This is a genomic window from Sphingomonas rhamnosi (assembly GCF_036663615.1).
Lineage (GTDB): Bacteria > Pseudomonadota > Alphaproteobacteria > Sphingomonadales > Sphingomonadaceae > Sphingomonas.
The window spans coordinates 646193-668711 of record NZ_JAXOJJ010000001.1 but is presented as its reverse complement, the minus strand read 5'-3'; the positions used below and the strand labels follow the sequence as shown (position 1 = coordinate 668711).

Sequence of the window (22519 nt, the reverse complement as noted above, 5' to 3'; positions counted from 1 at the left end):
CGATGCGCATCTGTTTCTATGCCAACCTTGCGGCGCATCCGGACCGCAAGGAACTGTTGCGTCGCATTGAGTTTTACCGTCTCGACCTCGAACTGCTGCGGGATCTCGGTCACGAGGTCGTAGAGGCGACGCGTCCCAGCGAGGTCGTTTGGGACGCCGATCTCTATTACAGTTGGTGGTGGGGCCATGCCATCGTTCCACTGGCGATCGCGCGGCTGCGCCGACGACCGATCATCGTCACCGGCGCGTTCGATTACGCCACCTGTCGGGGTGAGATACCTGGGCTCTGCTATTTGGAACGTCCCGCGTGGCAGCGCTCCCTTATGCGCATCGTATTGCGAAGCGCGGATACCAATCTATTCATCTCGCAATATGAATATGACGAAGTGACCGACCATCTCCCGGTTCGCCGCCCAGTCGCGCTGCCGCTGGCGATCGATACCGAGACGTACCGCCCCGACCTTGATCCCTCAACGGTGCGGGAGCCCTATTTCTTTACTGTTTCGCTCCTGACCGAAACCAACGTCCGGCGTAAGGGTGTAGGAACGACAATTGAAGCGTTCGCCCGGCTTGCCGACCGCTTTCCTGAGGCGCGGCTGAAGATCGCGGGCAAACACGGCGACTACATAGACGTCTTGCGGCAACGCTGCGCTGCGCTGAACATCACCTCACGCGTCGATTTTCTCGGACTGATTCCGGAAGAAGAGAAGCTATACCATTACCACCACTGCTCGGCCTATGTGCAGCCGACCTTGTACGAGGGGTTTGGTCACGCCATTGGCGAAGCTGTATCGTGCGGCACGCCGGTGGTTACGTCCCTGCGCGGGGCGGTACCCGAAGTCGTGGGTCCATACGGCACCTGTGTCGATCCGCATGACCTCGCCGCGCTGACCGAAGCTATGGCTGCCGCCCTCGGGCGTGCCGCTGATCCCGTCTCGGCTGAGGCGGCGCATCAGTGGATCGTCGATCATTTCTCTATTGCGCGCCGACGCGAACGTTTGAGCGCGGCCATCGGGTCTGTCGCGCGGTGAGCATCGTGACCAGGACAGCCACGCTGGTCCGTCAATTCGAGAAAAATGGTTATCTTCCCCTCCTGATGCTCACCGTTGCGATCCAGGGCACGGTGCTGATCAGTCAAACGCTAGCTTCGCTGTTGCTTCCATTGGAGAAAACGGGGGCCATTCGTACCTTCGAAAGCGTTGCCTCGGTTACTATTCTGTGCGCCAGCCTGGGTACGCAGACGCTCGCGGTTCGCGAAATTGCGGCGGCTCGCAACGACGAAGATCGAACGCGCATTTTCGGCGAATTGCTTGCCCTTCCGTTCATCGGTGTCGGCGTGTTGGCGCTCGTAGCGCTGACATCGCTGGCGATGGGCCGCGCGCCGGGCGGCATTGGCCTCGCGTCGTTGCTGCCCGCAGTCGCCCTCGTCTTGTTGGTCAGCATGACCCGGCTGCTGTCAGGCGCCGCGCAAGGGTTGTTCAAGGTCGGCGCGATCTACCGAAGCGTGATAGTCGGGTCGGGCATCGCGGTCGTATTCCACCTATTCGGCGCGCTGAGCGGGTCGATTACCGGATGGATCATCGGACGCTGCCTGGGCGAAGCCGCGCTGTTGGCTGCGGTCGCGACATCGCTTGCGAAGGCCTATCCGTTCCTGTCTCGCATCGGCGAGGCGTCCCGCCGGGGCATTTTCAAGCAGCTCCGCACCGGCATTTCAGTGAATCTAGCGCTAATCCTGCGCATGACTGCGGATGCGCTGCCGATCGTTATGATGGGCAGTGCCAGCTCGGCGCTGGTGATCGGGCAGTTCGGCATCGCGACATTGGCGCTGACGCTAGCGATATTGCCCATCGCCGTCCTGACGCAGCTTGCCCTCCCGCGTCTCACCGCGGCGAGCTCGACGGAGCAGAAGCGCGCTTTCCGCCGGCTGGCGCTAAGCGTCTTCGGCGGCGCGATCGTTCTGGCGGCGGCTGCCTCGTTGCTCGGCATTGTGGTCCGGCCGGCGATGACGCCGCCCGTGCAGGCCAGCATCGTCGCAGTGCTCGTCATCCTCTGGACCTTGCCGCTGCGCTCGCTCGCGCTGGCGTTCGGTTCCCTTTCGTTGGCACGCTCCAACTATTTCGGGCCCTTGGCAGTCAATGTCTTCGAGGTATTGGCGGTGATCTCCGTCATGACAATCCGCCCGTTTGGCGGTACGATCTGGACATCGTTGGTCGCGGTCTGTATCGGAGCTGGCGTCTCGCTGCTTGGCATGATTATCCAGACTTTGCTGATCGGAACTCGGGAAAACCCCTCGGGCAACAGGCTGGATGAAATGGCGATGGTGGATTAAAGTGCGCGTTGATTGGCTGTCTCCTGTCCCGATTTTTCTATTTATCGTCATAATGGGCGTGATATTACCGGTATTTTCTTTCCTGAACTATACCGATTCATTCAGTATCACGTGGCCTTTTCTTTTCGTCGACAAAGTTCATACGGCTGAACAAGCGTTGGCGATCTATGTTGCCATCACCATCTTGTTCGTCTTTTCCTGCCAGCGCGGCATTGCGTCGGTCGGCAAGGCTTCGGGGTCCCGTCAGGAGGGCCGCGGAAGCATAGCGCTGCCACCCGGCCGTTTTCATGTCATAGCCGCAATCCTGGGCGGCTTTACTATTCTGGTCTTTGGGGCCCTTGTTATCGCCTTTGGCGGGATCGGCGAAATTCTGGCCGGCGCGTCGGATCGTACGCGGGCCTTCGCGGGGTTTCAGGGCCTCTTCCTCGCGCTCAATGTTGGCGTATCTGTCGTATTGGTCTGGTTTGTCCAGGCGCTGCGCTATCGGTCCGGCGTGGCGGACTGGACGGCCTTCATCGGGTTCGCGCTCATCGCGCTGCTGATCGTCGCGTTGCAGGGGCAGAAATCGACGATCTTCATCGTCATCGCTGCGCTCGCGGTCGTGTACAATCGCCGCGTACGCCGGATTGGTCTGGCGCCTTTGCTGGTAGGTATCATCGTCACCTTCGTCGGTCTGATGGCGTACCACGTCTACAAGCAAGAATATCTCGTGTTGGGCCGCGTGGTTTCGTTCAGTGGCGGTAAGCAATTCTGGTCGTCGGCAAGCGAATTTCTCGATACCCAGCTCTTCGGGAACTTCATGCAGGTCCAGACCATGTCTGTCCTGATCGAAGGCATGCCGGAGCCACTGCCGTTCCAATGGGGATACACGTATATCGCCGGCGTACTGACCTTGATTCCGCGAGTCATCTTTCCTGACAAGCCGTTGCCCTCGACGGGAACGTTCACGCAGGCTTTTTGGCCCGATCAATGGAACAACTTCGGCACAACCCTGCCCGCCGGCGTATTCGGCGAAGCCTATATGAACTTCGGCGTTTCAGGCGCTCTATTGGGTGCGTTGCTGCTGGGCTGGTTCACTGGCCGCATCTACGGACGCCACCTCCGCAATCCGGAGGACGACGCGTATCTTTTGGATTATGCGATCGCACTCGCCGCACTGCTACATTTCTTCCGCGGCGAGTTCACCTCCGTCATGATCCTTCTTCTGTCGATTGCCCTACCCATGCGTCTGATGATCGAGCATCGTAAGAAGGCCGTTGACACGGCGACAGCCCAGATCACGAGGTAATCGATATGTGTGGTATTTATGGCGTGGTCGGTCGTTGGTCCAAGCCGGACATCGGTTTGGCCGCGATTGGTCGGCGGGGACCGGACGGATGCGATCGCTGGATGGATCGCGATGCCGGCTGCTATCTCGGCCATGGCCGACTGGCGATCCTCGATCCGACGCCGGCTGGTCGGCAGCCCATGGTCTCGCCCGACGGTCGCGTCGTGATGGTGTTCAATGGAGAGATTTACAATTTTCCGACGTTGCGCGCCGAGCTCGAGGGCAAGGGTGAGGCGTTCCGCAGCGACTGCGATTCCGAGGTCCTTCTCCGCCTGTTCGCACGGGAGGGCACGGCTTGCTTCCAGCGGCTGAACGGCATTTTTGCCGTGGCGTTTTGGGAACGGGATAGCCGAACCCTTACCCTTTGCCGGGACGAAATGGGCGTGAAGCCGCTGTACGTCGCGGCCGATGGCCAACGGATAGCCTTTGCCAGTGAAATGAAGGCGCTGATCCGGGCGGGCGACGTACGGGCGCAAGTGAACCCGAAGGTTGCCGCCCGTCATATCGGACTGCTCTGGGCGCCCGGCTCGGAAACGATCGCGGAGGGCATCATCAAGTTGCTTCCCGGTCAGGTCATGCGCTTTCGTGACGGCACGCTGATGGAGGACAGCCTTTATGCGGATGCCGCACACCCCCATCCCGCACCCTTGACCGGAGGGGTTGACGAAGCGATCGCGGGCGTTCGCCGCGAAGTCACTGCTGCCGTCGAGCGGCAGCTGATTTCCGACGTGCCGCTTGGCGCCTTTTTGTCGGGCGGTCTCGATTCCTCGTCCATTGTCGCGATCGCAGCCGCACGGCTGCGCGAGCAGGGCCAGCGGCTGCAATGCTTCTCCATGGAACTGGTCGGCGCCGACATTGCCGCCGAAGGCTTCGCAGACGATCTGCCTTATGCCAAGCGCGTAGCCGATGCGCTCGACGTGGATTTGCACATCGTGAAAGCGGATCCGTCGATGATGGATCGGCTGGCCGAGATGGTCTATCTGCTCGACGAGCCCACGCCCGACCCTTCCGCCCTGAATACGGAACTGATCGCCGGGCTCGCACGCCAGAATGGCATAAAGGTGCTGTTATCCGGTGCGGGCGGAGACGACATCTTTACAGGCTATCGTCGACACTATGCGCTTCAGCAGGAACGCTGGTGGGGATGGATGCCCGCACCTGCCCGCCAATTGCTGGCTGCCACGGCCAACGGCCTGCCGCAAAGCAATGCCTATACGCGACGGATCGCGAAGGCATTCCGCTACGCCGGGGAATCGACGGATTCCCGGCTGGCTCATTATTTCCTTTGGCTCGATCCAGCCAACGTCCGGCGTCTGTTTACCCCCGAACTACGGGCTGCGATGGACGACGACATGCTGTTGGCGCCGCTCAAGCAATCGCTGGCACGGATCGACGACGTCACCGATCCGCTGGCGCGGATGCTTTACCTCGAGTGCCGCCACTTCCTGGTGGATCACAACCTCAACTTTGCCGACAAGATGGGCATGGCTGCCGGGGTCGAAATTCGCGTTCCGCTGATCGATCGCGACCTCGTGCGCTATGCCATGACGCTGCCGACTTCGATCAAGCAAAAGGGCGCGACCGGTAAATGGGTGTTCAAGAAGGCCATGGAGGGCTTGTTGCCAGACGAGGTCATCTACCGCCCCAAGACGGGCTTCGGCGCGCCGTTACGCAAATGGCTGCACGGTCCGATGGCGCCATTGATCGACGACTGCCTAAGCGCCGATCGTCTGAGGGCACGTGGAATATTCGACCCTATAGCGGTCGCCGACCTTCGCGCGAATGATCGCGCGGGCAGGATCGATGCGGCCTATCCCATCCTAGGTCTTGCGTGCATCGAGCTCTGGTGCCGCCAATTCGTCGACGGCAACTACGTCCTCGACGCGGACCTTCCCGAAATGAAAGCCGCCTAACATCATGCGTCAGCTTATTCAGCACCTCGATAGCGGCACCACGGAGCTCATCGAGGTTCCCTATCCCGCCGATCGCGCCCATCATCTCGTGATCGAAAGCCGCGCTACGCTGATCTCGGCCGGCACGGAAAGAATGCTCGTCGATTTTGCCAAGGCAAGTCTCCTCAGCAAGGCACGCCAGCAGCCGGAGCGGGTGAAGGAGGTGCTCGACAAGGCAATGACGAACGGCCTGCTCACGACCATCGACGCCGTCCGCTCGAAGCTCGGCCAACCGATAGCGTTGGGGTATTGCAACGTCGGTGTCGTGCGATCCGTCGGCAGCAACGTCTCTGGGTTCGCCGTAGGAGATCGTGTGGCTTCGAACGGAGCGCACAGCGAGGTCGTGCGCGTTCCTGCGAATTTGTGCGCCAAGGTTCCAGATGGCGTCGACGACGAGAGCGCTGCCTTTACCGTGCTCGCGAGCATCGGCCTGCAGGGGATCCGGCTTGCCCAGCCAACGCTGGGGGAACGTTTCATGGTCATCGGTGCAGGCCTTATCGGCCTTGTCACCATTCAGATGCTCGTCTCGAACGGCGTGCGGGTGCTGGCGGTCGACGTGGACGACAGCCGGCTGGAACTGGCCCGCCGGTTCGGCGCCGAAACATGCAATCCCGCAGAGCAGGACCCGGTGGTTGCAGCGCAGATGTTCAGCAATGGCATCGGCGTGGACGCGGTGCTCATCACCGCCTCCACAACCGCCAACACGCTTGTAAACCAGGCCGCCGACTCGTGTCGGCAGCGCGGTCGCATCATCCTGATCGGCGTCACGGGACTCGAGCTGGATCGTGCGAAATTCTACAACAAGGAAATCAGCTTTCAGGTTTCCTGTTCCTATGGACCGGGCCGCTACGACCCGTCCTATGAGGAAGGGGGTAACGATTACCCGATCGGTTTCGTGCGTTGGACGGAACAGCGCAACTTCGCGACTATCCTGGATCTCATGGCGGCGGGTCGGATCGACACGCAATCGCTGGTCACACATCGTTTCGCCTTTAGCGACGCGACCCAGGCCTATGCCGCGCTGACCGAATCCAAGAGCACGCTCGGCGTCGTCATGCGCTATGCCGCTCAGGAGACGGCCCCCAGCCGGACCGTAACCCTCGCCACGCCCGATTTCCGTACCGACAAGCCGGTGCTGACGTTGATCGGGGCGGGCAATTACGCTTCGCGTGTGCTTATCCCGGCTCTGCGCGCCAACAACGCGCAGCTAGATACGATCGTGACGTCCGGCGGCTTTGCCGGCGTCGTCAATGCCCGTCGTGCCGAGTTCGCGCGCAGCAGTACCGATGCAAGCGCCGCCATCGCGGATCCGCGTTCCAATACAATCATCGTCGTCACGCGGCATGACAGCCATGCGGCATTCGTCCTCCAGGCGGTCAATCTGGAAAAGCACGTCTTCGTCGAAAAACCGCTGGCGCTAAAGTTGGAAGAGGTGGACGCGATCGAAGCATCCTACCGCCGACAGGACAATCCGCGTCAGATCATGGTCGGATTCAATCGCCGCTTCGCGCCGACCGTCCGCGCGTTGAAGAAGGCGCTCGATACGATAACCGAGCCCAAGGCGTTGGTCCTGACGATGAATGCCGGTGCGCTGCCGCGAAGCCACTGGGCTCAGGATTCGGCAATCGGCGGTGGGCGGATCATCGGCGAGGCCTGTCATTTCATCGATCTCGCCCGCTTCCTGATCGGCGCCCCGATCCAGGAAGTCATTTCGCGGGCCATGACGGTACCGGACAGCAGTGGGACGGCGGACGACAAGGCCAGCATCATCCTGACGTTCGCCGACGGCAGCATCGCCACCATCCACTATCTTGCCAATGGCGGCAGTGCTTTTCCAAAGGAAAGGATCGAGGCGTTCGCCGGCGGGCGAACCGCACAGATCGATAATTTCCGCGCCTTGCGCACGTTCAACTGGCCCGGTCTGGCGAACAGCCGTTCGATGCGCCAAGACAAGGGTCAGGAAGCCTGCATCGGCGCGTTCCTGCAGGCGATCGAGACGGGCACGCCGGCGATCGATCCAACCGAGATCTTCGAGGTTGCTCGTATCACGATCGAGGCAGCCCGGCAGATTGCGGGGTCGTGAGTTCGTGGCGCATTCGGGCTCGCAGTTACGCCGCACTCGGGTGGCGCAATCTGGGCCGGGTCGGCGTGTATCGGATGGGACTGCGGACGGGGCTTCATCCCGTGCTACGTGCGCGTCCCGTTGCGAACGCCGCGTGCGACGCATTCTTCACGGGCGTTGCCGGCGGCCCCGTTCCACATGAGAGAAACCGAGCCTGGGACGACCGCCTGAGGCTTTACGGTCACCATCAGGTGGCGCAACGATCATCGTCCTCGCCGGATTTTCTCGCCAATCCGATGACTGGCAGTCGTTGGCGCGCGGCCGAGCAGCCCTGGTTTCATATCCCGGATTTCGATCCCGAGAACGGGGACGTGAAGATGGTGTGGGAATTGTCGCGGTTCGAATGGGCGCCCGCCTTCGCGCAAGCCGCACGCCAGGGTCAGGCGGGCATGCTGGATCGGCTCAACGACTGGCTGGATCGTTGGGAAGAACAGAACCTGGGATACGTCGGTCCAAACTGGAAGTGCGGTCAGGAGGCGAGCTTACGCGTACTGCATCTCGCGCTCGCTGCGGTGATCTTGGATCCGCAGCCGTCCGTGACTGTTCGGTTGCTGGACTTCATTGAAACCCATCTCCGCCGGGTCCGCCCCACCCTGTCCTACGCTCTGGGTCAGGACAATAATCACGGTACATCGGAAGCGGCCGCCCTGTTCGTGGGGGGGCTCTGGCTCGCTTCCGCCGGGCGTACGATCGGCCGGCGGTATGCACACGTTGGGCGTCGCTGGCTGGAGGAACGCGCCCACCGACTGTTCCTGCCCGACGGTACCTTCAGCCAATATTCTGTCAATTATCACCGTTTGGCGTTGGATACCTTCGTCATAGCCGAGTTATCCCGGCGTCGCTTCGAGCAGCCGGAGTTCAGCAAAGGGTTACGCGATCGGCTGTGCGCCGCGACCGACTGGCTGCATACGCTGGTTGATCCCCTGACCGGCGACGCGCCCAATCTGGGTCATAATGACGGCGCGCGTATCGCGGTCCTCACCGATTCTCTCTATCGGGATTATCGCCCCAGCGTCGCACGCGGCAAAGCGCTGTTCTGCGATCAGCAGGCGTATGACGATCCGTTGGTGACAGCGGATCTGGCCTGGTTGAACATTGAGCCGGGCAAACGGCCTGCAGCCCCGCCGACGTCTCGCCTGTTCGCCGATGGCGGTCTGGTGGTGCTGCGCCAGGGTCCAGCGATGGCGCTGTTACGCTATCCCCGGTTTCACTTCCGGCCGGCGCATGATGACATCATGCACGTCGATATGTGGTTGAACGGTCGCAGTATCCTGCCTGACGGCGGCAGCTACAGTTACAATGCCGGCGAGGAATGGATCCGCTACTTCATGGGTTCGGAAAGCCACAACAGCATATCCTTCGACGCGCGCGGGCATATGCCCAAGGTCAGCCGCTTTCTTTTCGGTGCATGGCCGCAGGGACAGATCGATGTGGCGCTGGACGAAACGGACGGTGGCGTTCGCTTTGCCTGCCATTATCGCGACTGGCACGGGGTCCAACATCGCCGCGAATTGCGATTGTCGGAGTCCAGACTAACGGTGATCGACCAGTTCACGGGCGTTGCGTCGAAAGCGACGCTGCGATGGCGACTGGGTGGGGGGCAATGGACGGCCGACGCGGATGGCATGTCGCGCGACACCGTCCGTATCGGCGTGCAATCGAGTCCGCCGACCGCCGCGGAGCGGACCTTGGAGGGCTACGAATCTCTCCATTATGGCGAAAAGTCCTCGGTCCAGGTCTGGGAATTGGACACGAGCGTTCCGGGATGCTTCGAAACGACGGTAAGTTGGTGACCCAGATGCATATTCTCTACATCCATCAGCATTTTACGACGCCCCAAGGCAAGGGCGGCGTCCGATCGTACCAAATGGCACGCCGACTGGTAGACCGCGGCCATCGCGTGACCATGGTCTGCGGTACGTTCGATGGCGGCAACACCGGCATCACCGCCCCATTCGTCGACGGAATGCGACGGGGTAACGTCGATGGTATCGACGTGATCGAGGTCAACCTTGTCTATTCCAACCAATTGAGTTTTATCGAGCGATCGCGTCTCTTCTTCCGCTTTGCCTTTGTTTCGAGCCGGCTGGCGATGACGGAAAGATACGATCTCATCTTTGCGACGACGACTCCGTTGACGGTTGCCGTACCGGGCATTCTCGCGCGGTGGCTGCGACGAAAGCCCTTCGTCTTCGAGGTGCGGGATCTCTGGCCCGAACTGCCCAAAGCGATGGGCGTTATCACCAACCCGGTCGTGCTTGCCGCAATGGCAACGCTGGAACGCACCGCCTATCGTTCGGCCGACCGGGTGATCGGGCTGGCACCGGGCATCGTCGAAGGTATCCGCCGCCACGGCATTCCCGCCGACCGCGTCGTTTCCGTCCCCAACGGATGCGATATGGATATCTTCGCGTCGGCCGCTCCCGTTGCTATTCCAGGAGTAGGGGCCGGCGAGACCATAGCGATCTTCACGGGAACGCACGGCATCGCCAACGGGCTCGATCAGCTGCTCGACGGTGCGGAGATACTGCAGCGCCGCGGGCGGACCGATATTCGTATCGTCCTGGTGGGCGACGGCAAGTTGAAAGCGGATCTCATCCGATCCGCCGAGCGGCGTAAACTCGGCAACGTCCTTTTTCTGCCGCCTGTCAGCAAGCACGTCTTGGCCAGCTATCTGAAAGCTGCGGATATCGGTGTGCAATGCCTTAAAAATATCGAGGCGTTTTACAACGGAACGTCGCCGAACAAGTTTTTCGATTATCTCGCGTCCGGTCTGCCGGTTTTGATCAACTATCCAGGATGGATCGCGGACATGGTCCGTACCAACGACTCCGGACTTGCCGTACCGCCCGGCGAACCCGAAGCGTTGGCGACAGCTTTGGAACAGATGGCGGACGATCCTGTCCGACGGGACATGATGGGGCGAAACGCGCAGGATCTGGCTCGCCGCGAGTTCGATCGCGACGTACTCGCTGCGCGATGGGTGCAGACGATAGAGGCCACCGGGCCCGGTACCGGGCGTTCGGCACATTAGCTGTTGAGTGCGCTGTGTCGCCACCTTCATCTCGCCATGCGCCGCGTTGGCGGCTGGAATCATCGACTTCGGATTGCGCGACCGACGATCGATGACGCACTTGGCATGTGGATGGCGCCTGGCGACATGTTGCGACCATATAGCGAGATTCCGATTGAGCACATGTCCGGCCAGTCATTACTAGGAAGAGAATGTTTGGCCGGCATCGGACGGCCGATGCCGCGGTTCAAGATTAGAGACAGGATATGTAATGATCACAGGGCAGCATAAAACGCCTCCCATTCCCGTCATGCTGGCGTGGTTATGGCTTGGTTGCCTTACTCTGTTCGGTGGTACTGCACAGGCCCGGGATTTTCATAACGTAATACTTGAAGTAATCGCGATACCTATCGGCGCGTTCTTGCTATGGAGAAATCCCAGCCTGTTTCATCCACGGGGCATCATGATTTTCATGTATGCCGTGGTAGCGGTGGCGATATCACAGATTGTACCGTTGCCCTATAGTCTGTGGGCCATGATGCCGGGGCATGACATTTACGCAGATGCGCTAAAACAAGCGGCAATCATCCCGCGAGCGCGACCATGGTCTTTGACGCCCGATTTGACGCTTGCATCATTGACCGGGCTCATTCCACTCGTCGTAACCGTTGTTACGATGCGTGCAATGGACGCTAAGCAGCGCCGTCAGTTGATCATACCGGTCTTCGTCATCGTTTTTCTAGGCGCCATCCTCGGTAACGCTCAGATGGCGCAAGGGGCGGACAGCCCGTTGCGCCTGTATCGCCTCAGCACGGCCGATGGTCCCGTAGGCTTTTTCTCGAACCGAAATCACCACGCATTGTCGCTGGCCATGGCTATCCCGTTGGCCGTCGTCGTACTTCAGGTAACCCGGTCGCGCGATAAGTCGTGGTTGACGCCGTGGTTGACGCTTGGTGTTGCTGCCTTGTTTGCACTGGCCGTCGTCATTGCCGGCTCGCGCGGTGCTTTGCTGATCGCGATTCCTGGCCTGGCGTTCTTGATTCTACCCTTTCGCAGCTTGATCCAACGCGGCGTGCTCAAACGTCGTGGTTGGGGTCTGGGTGCGGTGGCCGTTCTGGTCATCGCGGCGTTCGGCCTGGTCGCGCTGATCCTGACCAATTCTGGACGAGCCCTATCACTGACTCGACTGTTGCACACGGCGACCACGGATGAATTGCGTTGGCGAAGCCTTGGCCCGATCTGGCATATCGCATCCGCGTATTTTCCCTTTGGCAGCGGTTTCGGATCGTTCGACACCGTATTCCGCGCCGCTGAACCGATGAGCTTGCTAAAACCAACTTATCTCAACCAGGCGCATAACGAGCCCTTGCAAGTATTGCTCGAGGCCGGGGTGCCGGGGATCGCCATCGTCGTGATCATGCTGATCGTCATCGGCCGTCTTGCCCTCGGAGTGATTGCCGCCAAAGAGGGGAGGCGAACATTCGGTTTCCTGGGGCTGATGATTCTGGTCCAGCTCGGGTTGACCAGTCTGGCGGATTACCCGTTGCGCACGCCTTTGTTGGCATCGCTTGCGCTGGTGGCGTGCTTCTGGCTCGCCGATGCGTCGGCGCACGATGAGGGTGCGGTTGCGTCCCCGTCGCGGATATCCTAGGCAGCCCGCGTCACTTACTTCCTATTTTGGCCGATAAAGCTAACCCATGCGCTTTCCTTTTTTTGCTGCGACGATGAGCGTCTTGGTTGCCGGCTGCGCCGGTAACCCTCCGCTCGGGGATCCCCGTTATCCAAGCGCCGTCCGGGTGGCGGAAACCCTGCCGCCACCCAGCGGCCGCGATGTCATCCTGTCGGCGCAGTCGTACATCATTGGTCCGCTCGACAAACTGAACGTGTCGGTCTTCGGTATCGGCGAGCTTAGTGGCGATGTTCAAGCGGACGCCAGCGGGCAAATCACGCTGCCGTTGATCGGTACGATCGAAGCGGCAGGCAATACGCCCGTTCAGCTTTCACGTATCATCACAAGCGCCTACGACCGGTACGTTCGTAACCCCGTCGTATCGGTCAACATCCGCGAGGCGACGAGCCAGACGTTTACCGTCGATGGCCAAGTGACCGAGCCGGGCATCTATCCTGTTGTCGGCAACATGTCGCTGATGCGCGCGATCGCGAACGCCAAGGGCGCTGCGGAATTCGCGAAGCTCGATGACGTGGTGGTCTTCCGCACCGTGAACGGCGAGCGCATGGCGGCTCTGTACAACCTTGGGGCTATTCGGCGCGGCATGTATGCCGATCCCCAAATCTATTCGAACGATATCATCGTGGTGGGCGAGTCGTCTTCGCGCCGACTGTTTAAAGACTTCCTACAGGTAGCACCGGCACTGGCGGCTCCAGTCGTGCTCCTGCTGCAGAATTGATAGGTATATGAACGTGGAAGCCGGCTTTACCAAGGCGCTGTCTGGCGTGCCAGATGCCGATGTTGCGGTAGTCAAAACGCCGCTCCTGGCGCAAATCGGGCGGATTGCTTGGCGTCGTCGCTGGTTGATCGCGAGCGGTACCGCTGCGGCGGTGATTTTGGGTCTCATCATCACCTTGCTGATGACGCCGCTGTATACGGCGACGAGCCAGATCGAGATCTCGCGCGAAGGCAATCGGGTAACCGAAATCCAGGGCGTCGAGCGCGAGGCGACCACCTCCGACCTAGAATTCTATCAGACGCAATACGGATTGCTCCAATCGGAAAGCTTGGCTCAGCAGATCGCCCGCGACCTAAAGCTCGCCGATAATCCCCAGTTTTTCAAAATGTTTAACGTCAATCCGGACAAGCGATTTAGTGCGGTCAACGGCGCCGGCAAGCCCGCGACCCGTGAGCAGCGCGTCCGCGCCGCAGCTACAGTGCTGCTTGATAACGCGACGATTGCCCCGATCCGCGGGTCTCGTCTGGTGGATATCAGCTTTACCAGCCCTGACCCTGCTTTGTCGCTGGGTGTCGCGAATGCGTGGGGTAAGAACTTCATTTCTACGAACCTTGCGCGGCGGTACGATGCGACGAGCTACGCGCGCAACTTCCTAGAAAGCCGGTTGGCAGGTCTGCGCGAACGGCTGGAGCGTTCCGAACGCGAGCTGGTCGCTTACGCGCAGCGTAGTGGCATCATAAACTTGCCCGGTAACATCGACCGGCAGACCGGGGCGACTACGGGCGAACGGTCGCTGACCGCCGACACGCTCGAGAAGCTCAACGCCTCGCTGAGTGAAGCGATCGCGGAGCGGATCGCCGCGGAGAGCCAGGTGCAGAACGGTAGCGGGGCGAGCAACGCCGAGACGATCCGTAACACGGCGATCAACCAGCTTCGCGAACGCCGCGCCGAGCTTTCCGCAGACTACGCCAAGCTGATGACCCAGTTCGAGCCGGAGTATCCCGCTGCCCGTGCTCTTCAAAGTCAGATCGCCGCATTGGATCGCAATATCCAGCGCGAAGAAGCACGTGTCAGTTCCTCCTTCTCAACGGCGTATAACGCCAGCCGCGAGCGCGAACGAAACCTGGGCGAGAACGTCGACCAGTTGAAGAAGTCGCTTACCGGTTTGCGGACGCGGTCCATCCAGTACAATATCCTTCAGCGAGAGGTAGATACCAACCGCCAATTGTATGACGGTCTGCTTCAGCGCTATAAGGAGATCGGCGTCGCGGGCGGCGTTGGTAACAACAACATCTCGATCGTGGATCAGGCAGAACTGCCGACCAAGCCTTCGAAGCCACGCCTTGCGCTGAACCTCTTCCTCGCTTTGATCGCCGGTCTGTTGCTGTCGAGCGGTGCTGCATGGTTGCTGGAGCATGTGTCCGAAGGGATCAATGATCCGTCCGACCTGCCGCAGAAGCTGGGTATCCCGCTGCTCGGTACGGTTCCGATCAGTGATGGTGATGCATTGGCCGATCTGGACAATCCGAAGTCGGAACTGATCGACGCGTATCTGGCAATCCAGACCAATCTGGCGCTAGCTACGCCGGAAGGGTTCCCGCGGTCGCTATCGATGACGAGCACCCGCCCCAAGGAGGGCAAATCGACCTCGGCGTACGCCCTGGCCCATGCGTTGGCTCGTCGGGAGCGGCGCGTGGTACTCGTCGACGGCGACATGCGGGCACCGATGGTGCATAAAGAATTCCACCTGTCGAACGATACGGGCCTGAGCAATTTCCTGTCGGGCAATGAGGACATTACAAAATCCCTCCATTCCGCCACACAGGCTAACCTCACGATCATGACTGCTGGCCCGACGCCGCCAAATGCTGCGGACCTGCTGGCCGGACCACGCCTGCGCATGTTGGTGGATAGGCTGCTCGAAAGTTACGATCATGTGATCATCGACTCCCCGCCGGTAATGGGCTTGGCCGACGCTCCTTTGATCGCGCGTGCGGTTACGGGTACGATCTATGCGGTAGAGTCGCATAATCTGCGGACGAGCCTGGCCGTCGTGGCGCTGGGGCGCCTCCGTTCGGCGAAGGTCAATGTTTTGGGCGCGGTGATGACCAAGTTCAACGCCAAGCAATCCAGCTATGGTTATGGCTATGACTATGGCTACGGCTATGGACACCAAACCAGCGCGAAGTAATCAGGCCCATGCCGCTTATGACGCGCTCCTTTGATTGGCGGCCGTTTCGCCTGATACCCGTCGTGGTCGGGGCGCTGGTTCTGTTGGTCGTCGTAGCCGGATCCGGTCTAGGCCGCGTATCGCAGGTATCGGATCCGGCGCGCGCCCAAGCGATGTGGCCGTGGAATCCGGTGGCCCCCATCGCCATCGCGCAAGCGATATTGGTTGCCAAGCCCGATGCCGCCGGGGCTGACCGAGCGGAATCCCTTGCCCGGCGGGCGCTGCAACTGGATGCGTCTCAGGCGCTCGCATACTCGGTTCTCGGCATGGCGATGGACGTGAAGCACGACCCGAGGGGGCGTGAATTGATCCTTTTGTCGGATCGCTTCAGCCGGCGGTTGTTGCTGTCGCGGATCTGGCTGATCGAAGATGCTGTGAATCGAGGCGATATCGATACCGCTCTGCGGAACTACGATATCGCGCTGCGTACGTCTGGGGAGGCACCCGCTCTGCTCTTTCCCGTGCTCTTGAACGCGGCCGCCGACCCGAACATCACCGATAAGCTAGCAAAGCTGTTGCGTGCGCGGCCGTTGTGGCGCGACGCCTTTCTGGCCGAGCTGACGCAAAAGGGTGATCCGCTTGTTGCCTACAGCGTGCTTCGTGCGGGAGTGGGGAGCAAGATCCCCGAGTCCGCGCGGCAATCGCTGGTCGCACGATTGGTGGCGGCTAATCGCCCCGATCTCGCATACGGTCTGGCTGCGGCGGGCATAACGCCGCTGCACAACGATGTCGCGGTCGATCTGGCGCGATCCCCCGGGCGCCTGGCTCCATTCGGGTGGAGTCTATCGACGACGGACATGGTCGATGCCTCGCAGGACATCGATGGTACCTTCGTTGCACAAACCAGAAGCAATACCCCGCAAACGGCGATCAGTCGGCTCGTCGCGCTTGCGCCGGGGCAATATGTCATGGCGGCCCGCGGCGAATTCCGGTCGGGGAGTGGCACTGCACGCTGGACGGCGAGTTGCTTCGGCGGAAACCCGCTCGGTGCCATACCGGCGACGGGAGGCTCTAGCTCGACCGGCTTTTCCGTACCCGCGGGTTGCGCTTTTCAGTGGCTCCGGTTGGAAGTCACTGCGTCGCTCGATGCCGACCACGTGGAAGCAGTAATAACCTCTTATCGCGTGGCCCCGCTTACCGCCGCCGCCAAGGATTGATCTCCGCCATGCTATATCTTTCCCCGCCGCACATGAGCGGACGCGAGCGTGTTCTGGTTTCGGAAGTCTTCGATTCCAACTGGATCGCGCCGATCGGACCTATGGTCGATGCTTTCGAACGAAAGCTCGGCGAATTGACGGGCATGCCTCACGTTGCAGCATTGTCTAGCGGCACAGCGGCGTTGCACCTGGCGTTGCGGATAGCGGGTATCGGCGAAGGCGATGCCGTTTGGTGCCCCAGCATGACGTTCATCGGAGGAGTGGCGGCGATTGGCTACGTCGGTGCGCGGCCGGTGTTCGTGGACTGCGCCGATGATGGCGATATGCTGATCGATCTCGACCTGCTGGAAGAGGCGCTCTCGAGTGACGCCCTGGATCAGCGGCCGCGTGCGGTGATCACGACCGACCTCTACGGCAACGTCGTCGATATGCAGCGCATGCGAAATCTAGCCGACCGCTACGGTTTCGTGTGGATCAGCGATACGGCCGAAGCGGTGGGATCCTATAGGAAGGATCACCACGCGGGCTACGGCGCCGATTTCGTCATCCTTTCGTTTAATGGCAACAAGATCATTACCACGTCCGGCGGGGGAGCACTGGCCAGCTCGAACGCGGCATACATCGAGCAGGCGCGGTTCTTAGCGACGCAGGCGCGCGATCCGGCACCGCATTACGAGCATTCCACCACCGGTTATAACTATCGCCTGAGCAACGTGTGTGCGGCCATCGGGGTCGGACAGCTCGAGGTGCTCGCTGATCGGGTGGCGGCTCGCCGAGGGGTCTACCGAAGGTATTACGAGCGGCTGTCGGCATTGCCCGGGATCGCGATGAACGACGATCCGGCGGGAACGATGCCCAACAGATGGCTGACGACGCTATTCATCGACCCTGTCGAAGCACCCTTTGATCGCGAGTCCGTACGCCTCGCGCTGCTCGCAGAAGAGATCGAAAGTCGTCCGTTGTGGAAGCCGATGCACCTCCAGCCGGTTTACGCCGGCACCCGGATGATCGGCGACCGCGGCCATGCGGAAAGGGCGTTTGAACTCGGCCTTTGCCTTCCGTCCGGATCGAGCATGACCGAAGAGGACGTCGATCGCGTTTGTGGGGTTATTGAGCAGCTCGCGTCTGCGCGCGGCTGATGTTCAGCAGACGGCAGATGATGGTCACGGGCGGGGGCGCTGCGGTGGCCCTGGCGATGTTCTCCGACTGCCGTGCTGGCCCTGCTGCGACACGGTCGCTCGCCGATTTCCGGCGGTCGAAGGAAAGCTGGACGGATACGTGGCTCCGCGCGCTCGCGGCGATCGAACCTGGCACCACGCTGATGATTCCGGCCGAGGTTATGACGATCGAATCCTCGCTGATGATCCTTTCGGACGATATCGGACTACGCGCCATGCCCGGGGCCGCGTTGACCGCCGCCGGCGGGACGAGTTTTGAATATCTGCTCGGAGCCCGTGGTCGTCGGGGCATTCGGATCAGCGGCCTGTTGCTGAATGTGAACCAGGAACAACGTCGGCGTGTTCAACGGCATCGTTTCATGGGGCTCGGGCTCGATGCATGCCGAGATTGCAATCTGTCAGACCTTACGGTCCGCGGGACGCTCGGTTTTGCAGGCATACCGGCGGTCGCGATCGCAATCGCCGGAGAGGGACGTGGCGTCACGATCGACCGCGTTACCATGACGAGTTGCGGAACCACCGAGCAGCCTTCCGACGGCTTGTACATATCGGGCGACGACCATAGCGCCACCAATGTCGTTGCGCGCGGCGTGACTGATACGGCCGTCGTTCTCGAAGCGTGCAACCGGTCCCGCATCCACGGCGTCGATGTCTCGGACAGCAGTGCGGCCGCTGCCATCACCAACATCACGCCTTATTCTAAGGTAGGCAACGCAATAACCGGTTTAGTAGGCCGCAACCTGTCGGCGCCGGTCACGGGGTGGGTGCAGATCGGCTGTCCGCTCGCGTCCGATGGCGATCTCATCGATAGTACGATCGCGGTCGACCTCGCCTCCAAGGCAGGGCCGGGACCCGGGATCAATATTCGCCATGTCGGCAAAGGACGAGCGCGAGGCGTCTCGATCACGGGCACGATTGCCGGGGCGGCCGCGCAAGGAATCCTTGCTGATGGCACGGACGCGCGGATGACCGTCCGCGTCGCCGATTGCGGCGGTGCGGCGGTTCAGTTCGAACCGGGTTCAAGCGGCCAGGTATCCGATAGCGACATCAGTGGGGGGACGTTTGGCGTACTGGTCGGACGTGGGGCCGACGTGACGACCCGCAACACCAGTTTTCGTGATCAGCGCTACTGGAACATGTACGTCTATCGGGGCGGGCGCTTGCAGTCACAGCGCGACCGGTTCGGCGCTGCTGGGATCGATCATCATGGGCATGATGTAGGCGGGACGCTGACGAAGACCTAGATGGTCAATCGCAGCCGCTGACACGGCCCGCCGGCATGACCTGACCGTGGGCTGAGGAGTGACTTGGACAACTTGTGTCGAAGCCTATGCGGCGGCAGTTGAGCTGCCCATCTTTGCGTGGTCCATCGACGTTGAGGTAACTTTGAGCCCAGACATGGCGCCGGCACTGGCGTCGACACTGGCGCGTCGCCAAGCGGCGATCTCGGCGTATACTCCGGCGCATGACCATGCGAATCGGTATTGGCGGCTGGACCTACGAGCCGTGGCGCGGGACCTTCTATCCCGAGAAATGGCCGCAAAAGCGCGAGCTGGAGTACGCCGCGAGCCACGTCACCGCGATCGAGATCAACGGCACCTATTATGGCAGCCAGAAGCCCGCGACCTTCGCGTCCTGGGCGGCGGCGGTGCCCGACGGGTTCGTCTTCACGCTGAAGGCGTCGCGCTACTGCACCACGCGCAAAGTGCTGGCCGAGGCGGGGGAGTCGGTCGCCAAGTTCGTCGGGCAGGGGATCGTCGAGCTGGGCGATAAGCTCGGGCCGATCCTGTGGCAGTTCATGGAGACGAAAAAGTTCGATGCGGACGATTTCGCTGCGTTCCTCAAACTGCTTCCGGCGAAACAGGACGGGCTCACGCTGCGTCATGCGGTCCAGGTCCGGCACGAGAGTTTCGCGGTGCCCGAGTTCGTCGCGCTGTGCCGCGCCGCCGGGGTCGCGATCGTGTTCGCGGAGTCGACCAGCTACCCCGCGATCGCCGACATCACCGGCGATTTCGTCTATGCGCGGCTGGAATCGGCGGAGGAGCGGTTCGTCGCCGGCTACGCGCCGCAGGCGCTCGACGCTTGGGCGGCGAAGGCCAAGCTATGGGCGGCGGGAGGGCGGCCCGAGGGGTTGCCCTACGTCACCGACACGGTGCCGGCGCAGACGCCGCGTGAAACGTTCGTGTTCTTCATCAACGGCGCCAAGGTGCGCGCGCCGCAGGGGGCGATGGCGCTGATCGAGCGCATCGCACAGGCCTAGCGCGTCGGTGCGACCCCCAAGACGGGGGCCTGGACGGGGGCGGTGGCCCCGCCTGATACGGGCGCAAGAGCAGTCGCAGGAGCGGGCGCCAGCGCAGGTGGTGCCACCTGCCCCAGGATCGCGGCGTTCTCGATCGTGTCCAGCGCCTGCCGTGCCTGCACGAAGCGCGCCGCTGCCGCCAGCCAGGGGCCTGCGTTGCGTGCGCCCGGCAGACGGGCGACTTCGGCCCGCGCGGCCTCGACCTGACCGCCGTCGAGCCAATGCTGCGCGCGCACCAGCCGGTCGGCGGCCATCGGCGACGGCGTTTCCGACCGGCGCAGCACGATCAGCTGATCGATCTGGCGGCGGAGAGTCGACGCCCAGGTGTCTCCGGTCGCCGCGGTGATTTCCGGCGCGATGTCGTCGAGCCCCTGGCGCAGCGTTTCGATCGTCACCGGCTGACGGGCAGCCTGGATTACCGCAACGGTCGCGCGGGGTTGCGTGGCGGCGAAGCGAAGGCGCAGTTGCTCCTCGAGATAGCCGAGCGGCAACCCCCGATCGAGCGCACGCCGCGCCGCGAACGCGATCAGCAGCGATTCTGCGCGCGTCGCCTGGCCACTCGCGGCGGCGGCATCGGCGGTGACCGCGGCGGTGCGTGCCTCAAGCGCCGCCAATTGCCCCGCGAGTGCGGCCTCGCGCGTTGCCAGCATCGCCGGATCGAGCGCGGCGGCGACCGCGGGCGCCTCGCCATTCGCGTTCAGCGGCTGTTGCGGGACATAGTCGGCAGACCCCGTCGCACGCTGCGCGACCGCGGCGACCGGCGCGGCGGCGCTCAGCCAGCCGCGGCGCATCGCATAGCCCATCAGCGCCAATCCGGCGGCAAAGGCCAGCCCGATGCACAGGATGATGATGCCAAGCCTGGCCCTGCGTGGCTGTTGGGTCGGCACATAGTCGGTCATGGCGTGCTTATCCCCGCGGGCGGTGCTGCGGTCAATCGCGCGCATCGCCGCGATCCGGACGAGCGAGTCGTCGCTGGGCTCGGTGGCGATATCGACGCTTTGCCAGCCCTCGCCAGCGGCTTGGGCAATGGCGGGCGACAGCGCGGCGATCGCGATGCGATCCCGTTCGGTTTCAAACACCCGTGCCGCCAGCATTTGCGCGGCGCGCGCCGAGTGCAGCAGGACGACACAGCCGGCGAGCGCGCGGATTTCGGCCTCGCCGACCGGAACCGGGTCGCTCGCATAGACGGTCAGTGCGGCCGCGCCGTCGCCGGTCGGCGCGCGGTCTCGGCCTGCCAGGTGCAGGAGCCGCACGAACCCGGCGTCGCGGGCGCGCCGCACCGCCTCGGCCGCGTCGCCCTCTCCGACCTGCACGACAGTGAAACCCGCCGTACGCGCCGCGCTGGCGGTCGCGGTGCCGACGGCGACGACGGGCAGCGCGGTCAACGCCGCCAGTCCTTCACCGCCATGCCGAACCGCGTTCGCGCTGGTTAGCAGCAGCGCGTCGTACCCCCCGGGATCGGGCACGGTCCACGGGACCGGGGCGGCGGCGAAGAACGGCAGCTGGCGGACGGTCACGTTCAGCGCGCGCAGTCGGGTGGCGGTCGCGGCGTCGCCCGGGGCCGGGCGCAGCACCACGACGGTGCGAGTCATGCCGCGAACAGGCGCCGGACGCTGTCGGGCGCGCGCGTGAGCAGGTCGAGCGCCAGCGCGGTGCCGAGATCGTCGCCGAGCGCGCCTTCGATCGATCCGGCGACGTCGCAGCTGCCGTCTTCGGCGATCAGTTCGGCACGCAGGCTGAGCGTCTCGCCCGCCAGCGCCGCCAGCGCCGCGACCGGCGAATGGCAGTCCGCGCCGAGCCGCGCGAGCAACGCGCGCTCGGCCAGCACGCACGCGCTGGTATCGGCGTGGTCGATCGCCGCGACCAGGCCGTGCGCCGCGCTGCCGTCGAGCACTTCGATCCCCACCGCGCCCTGTGCCGGTGCGGGCAGCATGACGTCGGTCGGGATCGCATGGCCGCAATCGTCGCGGCCCAGCCGGTCGAGCCCCGCCGCCGCCAGCAGAGTCGCGTCCATCTCGCCCCCCGCGACCTTCCCGAGCCGCGTGTCGACATTGCCGCGGATCAGCACGATGTTGAGGTCGGGGCGGAGCCGCAGCAACTGCGCCCGCCGCCGCGGCGAGCTCGTGCCCACCACTGCGCCGTCGCGCAGATCCTCGATCCGCTCCGCGCCGATCAGCCGGTCGCGCACATCCGCGCGCGGCAGCATCGCGGCGATGCGGATTTGCGCGGGCCGGATCGTCTCGACGTCCTTCATCGAATGCACGCAGGCGTCGATCTCGCCGCCGAGCAGCGCGCGGTCGAGCTCCTTGGTCCACAGCGCCTTGCCGCCGATCTCGGCCAGCGCACGATCCTGCACGCGGTCGCCCGTCGTCTTGATGATCACGGTTTCGATGTCGTCGGGCGCCCAGCCATGCGCGGCGCACAGGGCATCGCGCACCATCCCCGCTTGCGTGAGTGCCAGCGGCGAACCGCGCGTGCCGAGCCGGAAACGAACCATAGGGCGC

Annotated in this window: 16 protein-coding genes; 14 read left to right on the top strand and 2 right to left on the bottom strand. The window is 62.7% G+C overall.

What is annotated here, in order from left to right; translation table 11 throughout:
• Positions 1–2: 2 nt before the first annotated feature.
• The 14 genes from U1701_RS03240 to U1701_RS03175 all read left to right on the top strand — a co-directional run bounded on the left by U1701_RS03240 (position 3) and on the right by U1701_RS03175 (position 19976).
• Positions 3–1031, top strand: a complete 1029-nt coding sequence (locus U1701_RS03240; protein WP_332781087.1) for a glycosyltransferase family 4 protein — start codon at positions 3–5, stop codon at positions 1029–1031.
• Positions 1028–2329: a polysaccharide biosynthesis protein gene (locus tag U1701_RS03235; RefSeq protein ID WP_332781086.1), complete on the top strand. Its 1302-nt coding sequence runs from the start codon at positions 1028–1030 to the stop codon at positions 2327–2329. Before U1701_RS03240 ends, U1701_RS03235 begins: the two co-directional genes overlap by 4 nt.
• A gap of 1 nt (position 2330) precedes the next feature.
• Positions 2331–3617 carry an O-antigen polymerase gene (locus U1701_RS03230; RefSeq protein ID WP_332781085.1) on the top strand — a complete coding sequence of 429 codons (1287 nt, stop codon included), beginning with the start codon at positions 2331–2333 and terminating at the stop codon, positions 3615–3617.
• 5 nt (positions 3618–3622) lie between these two features.
• Positions 3623–5569, top strand: a complete 1947-nt coding sequence (gene asnB / locus U1701_RS03225) for an asparagine synthase (glutamine-hydrolyzing) (RefSeq protein WP_332781084.1) — start codon at positions 3623–3625, stop codon at positions 5567–5569.
• Positions 5570–5573: 4 nt separating this feature from the next.
• On the top strand, positions 5574–7691 hold the full coding sequence (locus U1701_RS03220; RefSeq protein WP_332781083.1) for a bi-domain-containing oxidoreductase: 2118 nt from the start codon (positions 5574–5576) through the stop codon (positions 7689–7691).
• A gap of 101 nt (positions 7692–7792) precedes the next feature.
• On the top strand, positions 7793–9523 hold the full coding sequence (locus tag U1701_RS03215) for a heparinase II/III family protein (protein ID WP_332781082.1): 1731 nt from the start codon (positions 7793–7795) through the stop codon (positions 9521–9523).
• Positions 9524–9528: 5 nt separating this feature from the next.
• On the top strand, positions 9529–10764 hold the full coding sequence (locus tag U1701_RS03210; protein WP_332781437.1) for a glycosyltransferase family 4 protein: 1236 nt from the start codon (positions 9529–9531) through the stop codon (positions 10762–10764).
• A 250-nt stretch (positions 10765–11014) separates the two neighbouring features.
• On the top strand, positions 11015–12394 hold the full coding sequence (locus U1701_RS03205) for an O-antigen ligase family protein (RefSeq protein WP_332781081.1): 1380 nt from the start codon (positions 11015–11017) through the stop codon (positions 12392–12394).
• Between the two features lie 46 nt (positions 12395–12440).
• On the top strand, positions 12441–13151 hold the full coding sequence (locus U1701_RS03200) for a polysaccharide biosynthesis/export family protein (protein ID WP_332781080.1): 711 nt from the start codon (positions 12441–12443) through the stop codon (positions 13149–13151).
• 7 nt (positions 13152–13158) lie between these two features.
• Positions 13159–15342, top strand: coding sequence for a GumC family protein (locus tag U1701_RS03195; protein ID WP_332781079.1), 2184 nt, complete (start codon positions 13159–13161; stop codon positions 15340–15342).
• 8 nt (positions 15343–15350) lie between these two features.
• Positions 15351–16538, top strand: a complete 1188-nt coding sequence (locus U1701_RS03190) for a hypothetical protein (RefSeq protein WP_332781078.1) — start codon at positions 15351–15353, stop codon at positions 16536–16538.
• Between the two features lie 32 nt (positions 16539–16570).
• Positions 16571–17677 (top strand): DegT/DnrJ/EryC1/StrS family aminotransferase, encoded by a 1107-nt coding sequence (locus tag U1701_RS03185; protein ID WP_332781077.1) that lies wholly within the window; start codon positions 16571–16573, stop codon positions 17675–17677.
• Positions 17678–17694: 17 nt separating this feature from the next.
• Positions 17695–18960 carry a hypothetical protein gene (locus tag U1701_RS03180; RefSeq protein ID WP_332781076.1) on the top strand — a complete coding sequence of 422 codons (1266 nt, stop codon included), beginning with the start codon at positions 17695–17697 and terminating at the stop codon, positions 18958–18960.
• 221 nt (positions 18961–19181) lie between these two features.
• Positions 19182–19976 (top strand): DUF72 domain-containing protein, encoded by a 795-nt coding sequence (locus U1701_RS03175; protein ID WP_332781075.1) that lies wholly within the window; start codon positions 19182–19184, stop codon positions 19974–19976.
• Here U1701_RS03175 and U1701_RS03170 read toward each other — a convergent pair.
• Entirely contained in the window at positions 19973–21607 is a 1635-nt protein-coding gene (locus U1701_RS03170; protein ID WP_332781074.1) for a uroporphyrinogen-III synthase, read from the bottom strand. The genes U1701_RS03175 and U1701_RS03170 overlap by 4 nt on opposite strands.
• On the bottom strand, positions 21604–22512 hold the full coding sequence (hemC, locus tag U1701_RS03165) for a hydroxymethylbilane synthase (RefSeq protein WP_332781073.1): 909 nt from the start codon (positions 22510–22512) through the stop codon (positions 21604–21606). Before hemC ends, U1701_RS03170 begins: the two co-directional genes overlap by 4 nt.
• Positions 22513–22519: the final 7 nt, after the last annotated feature.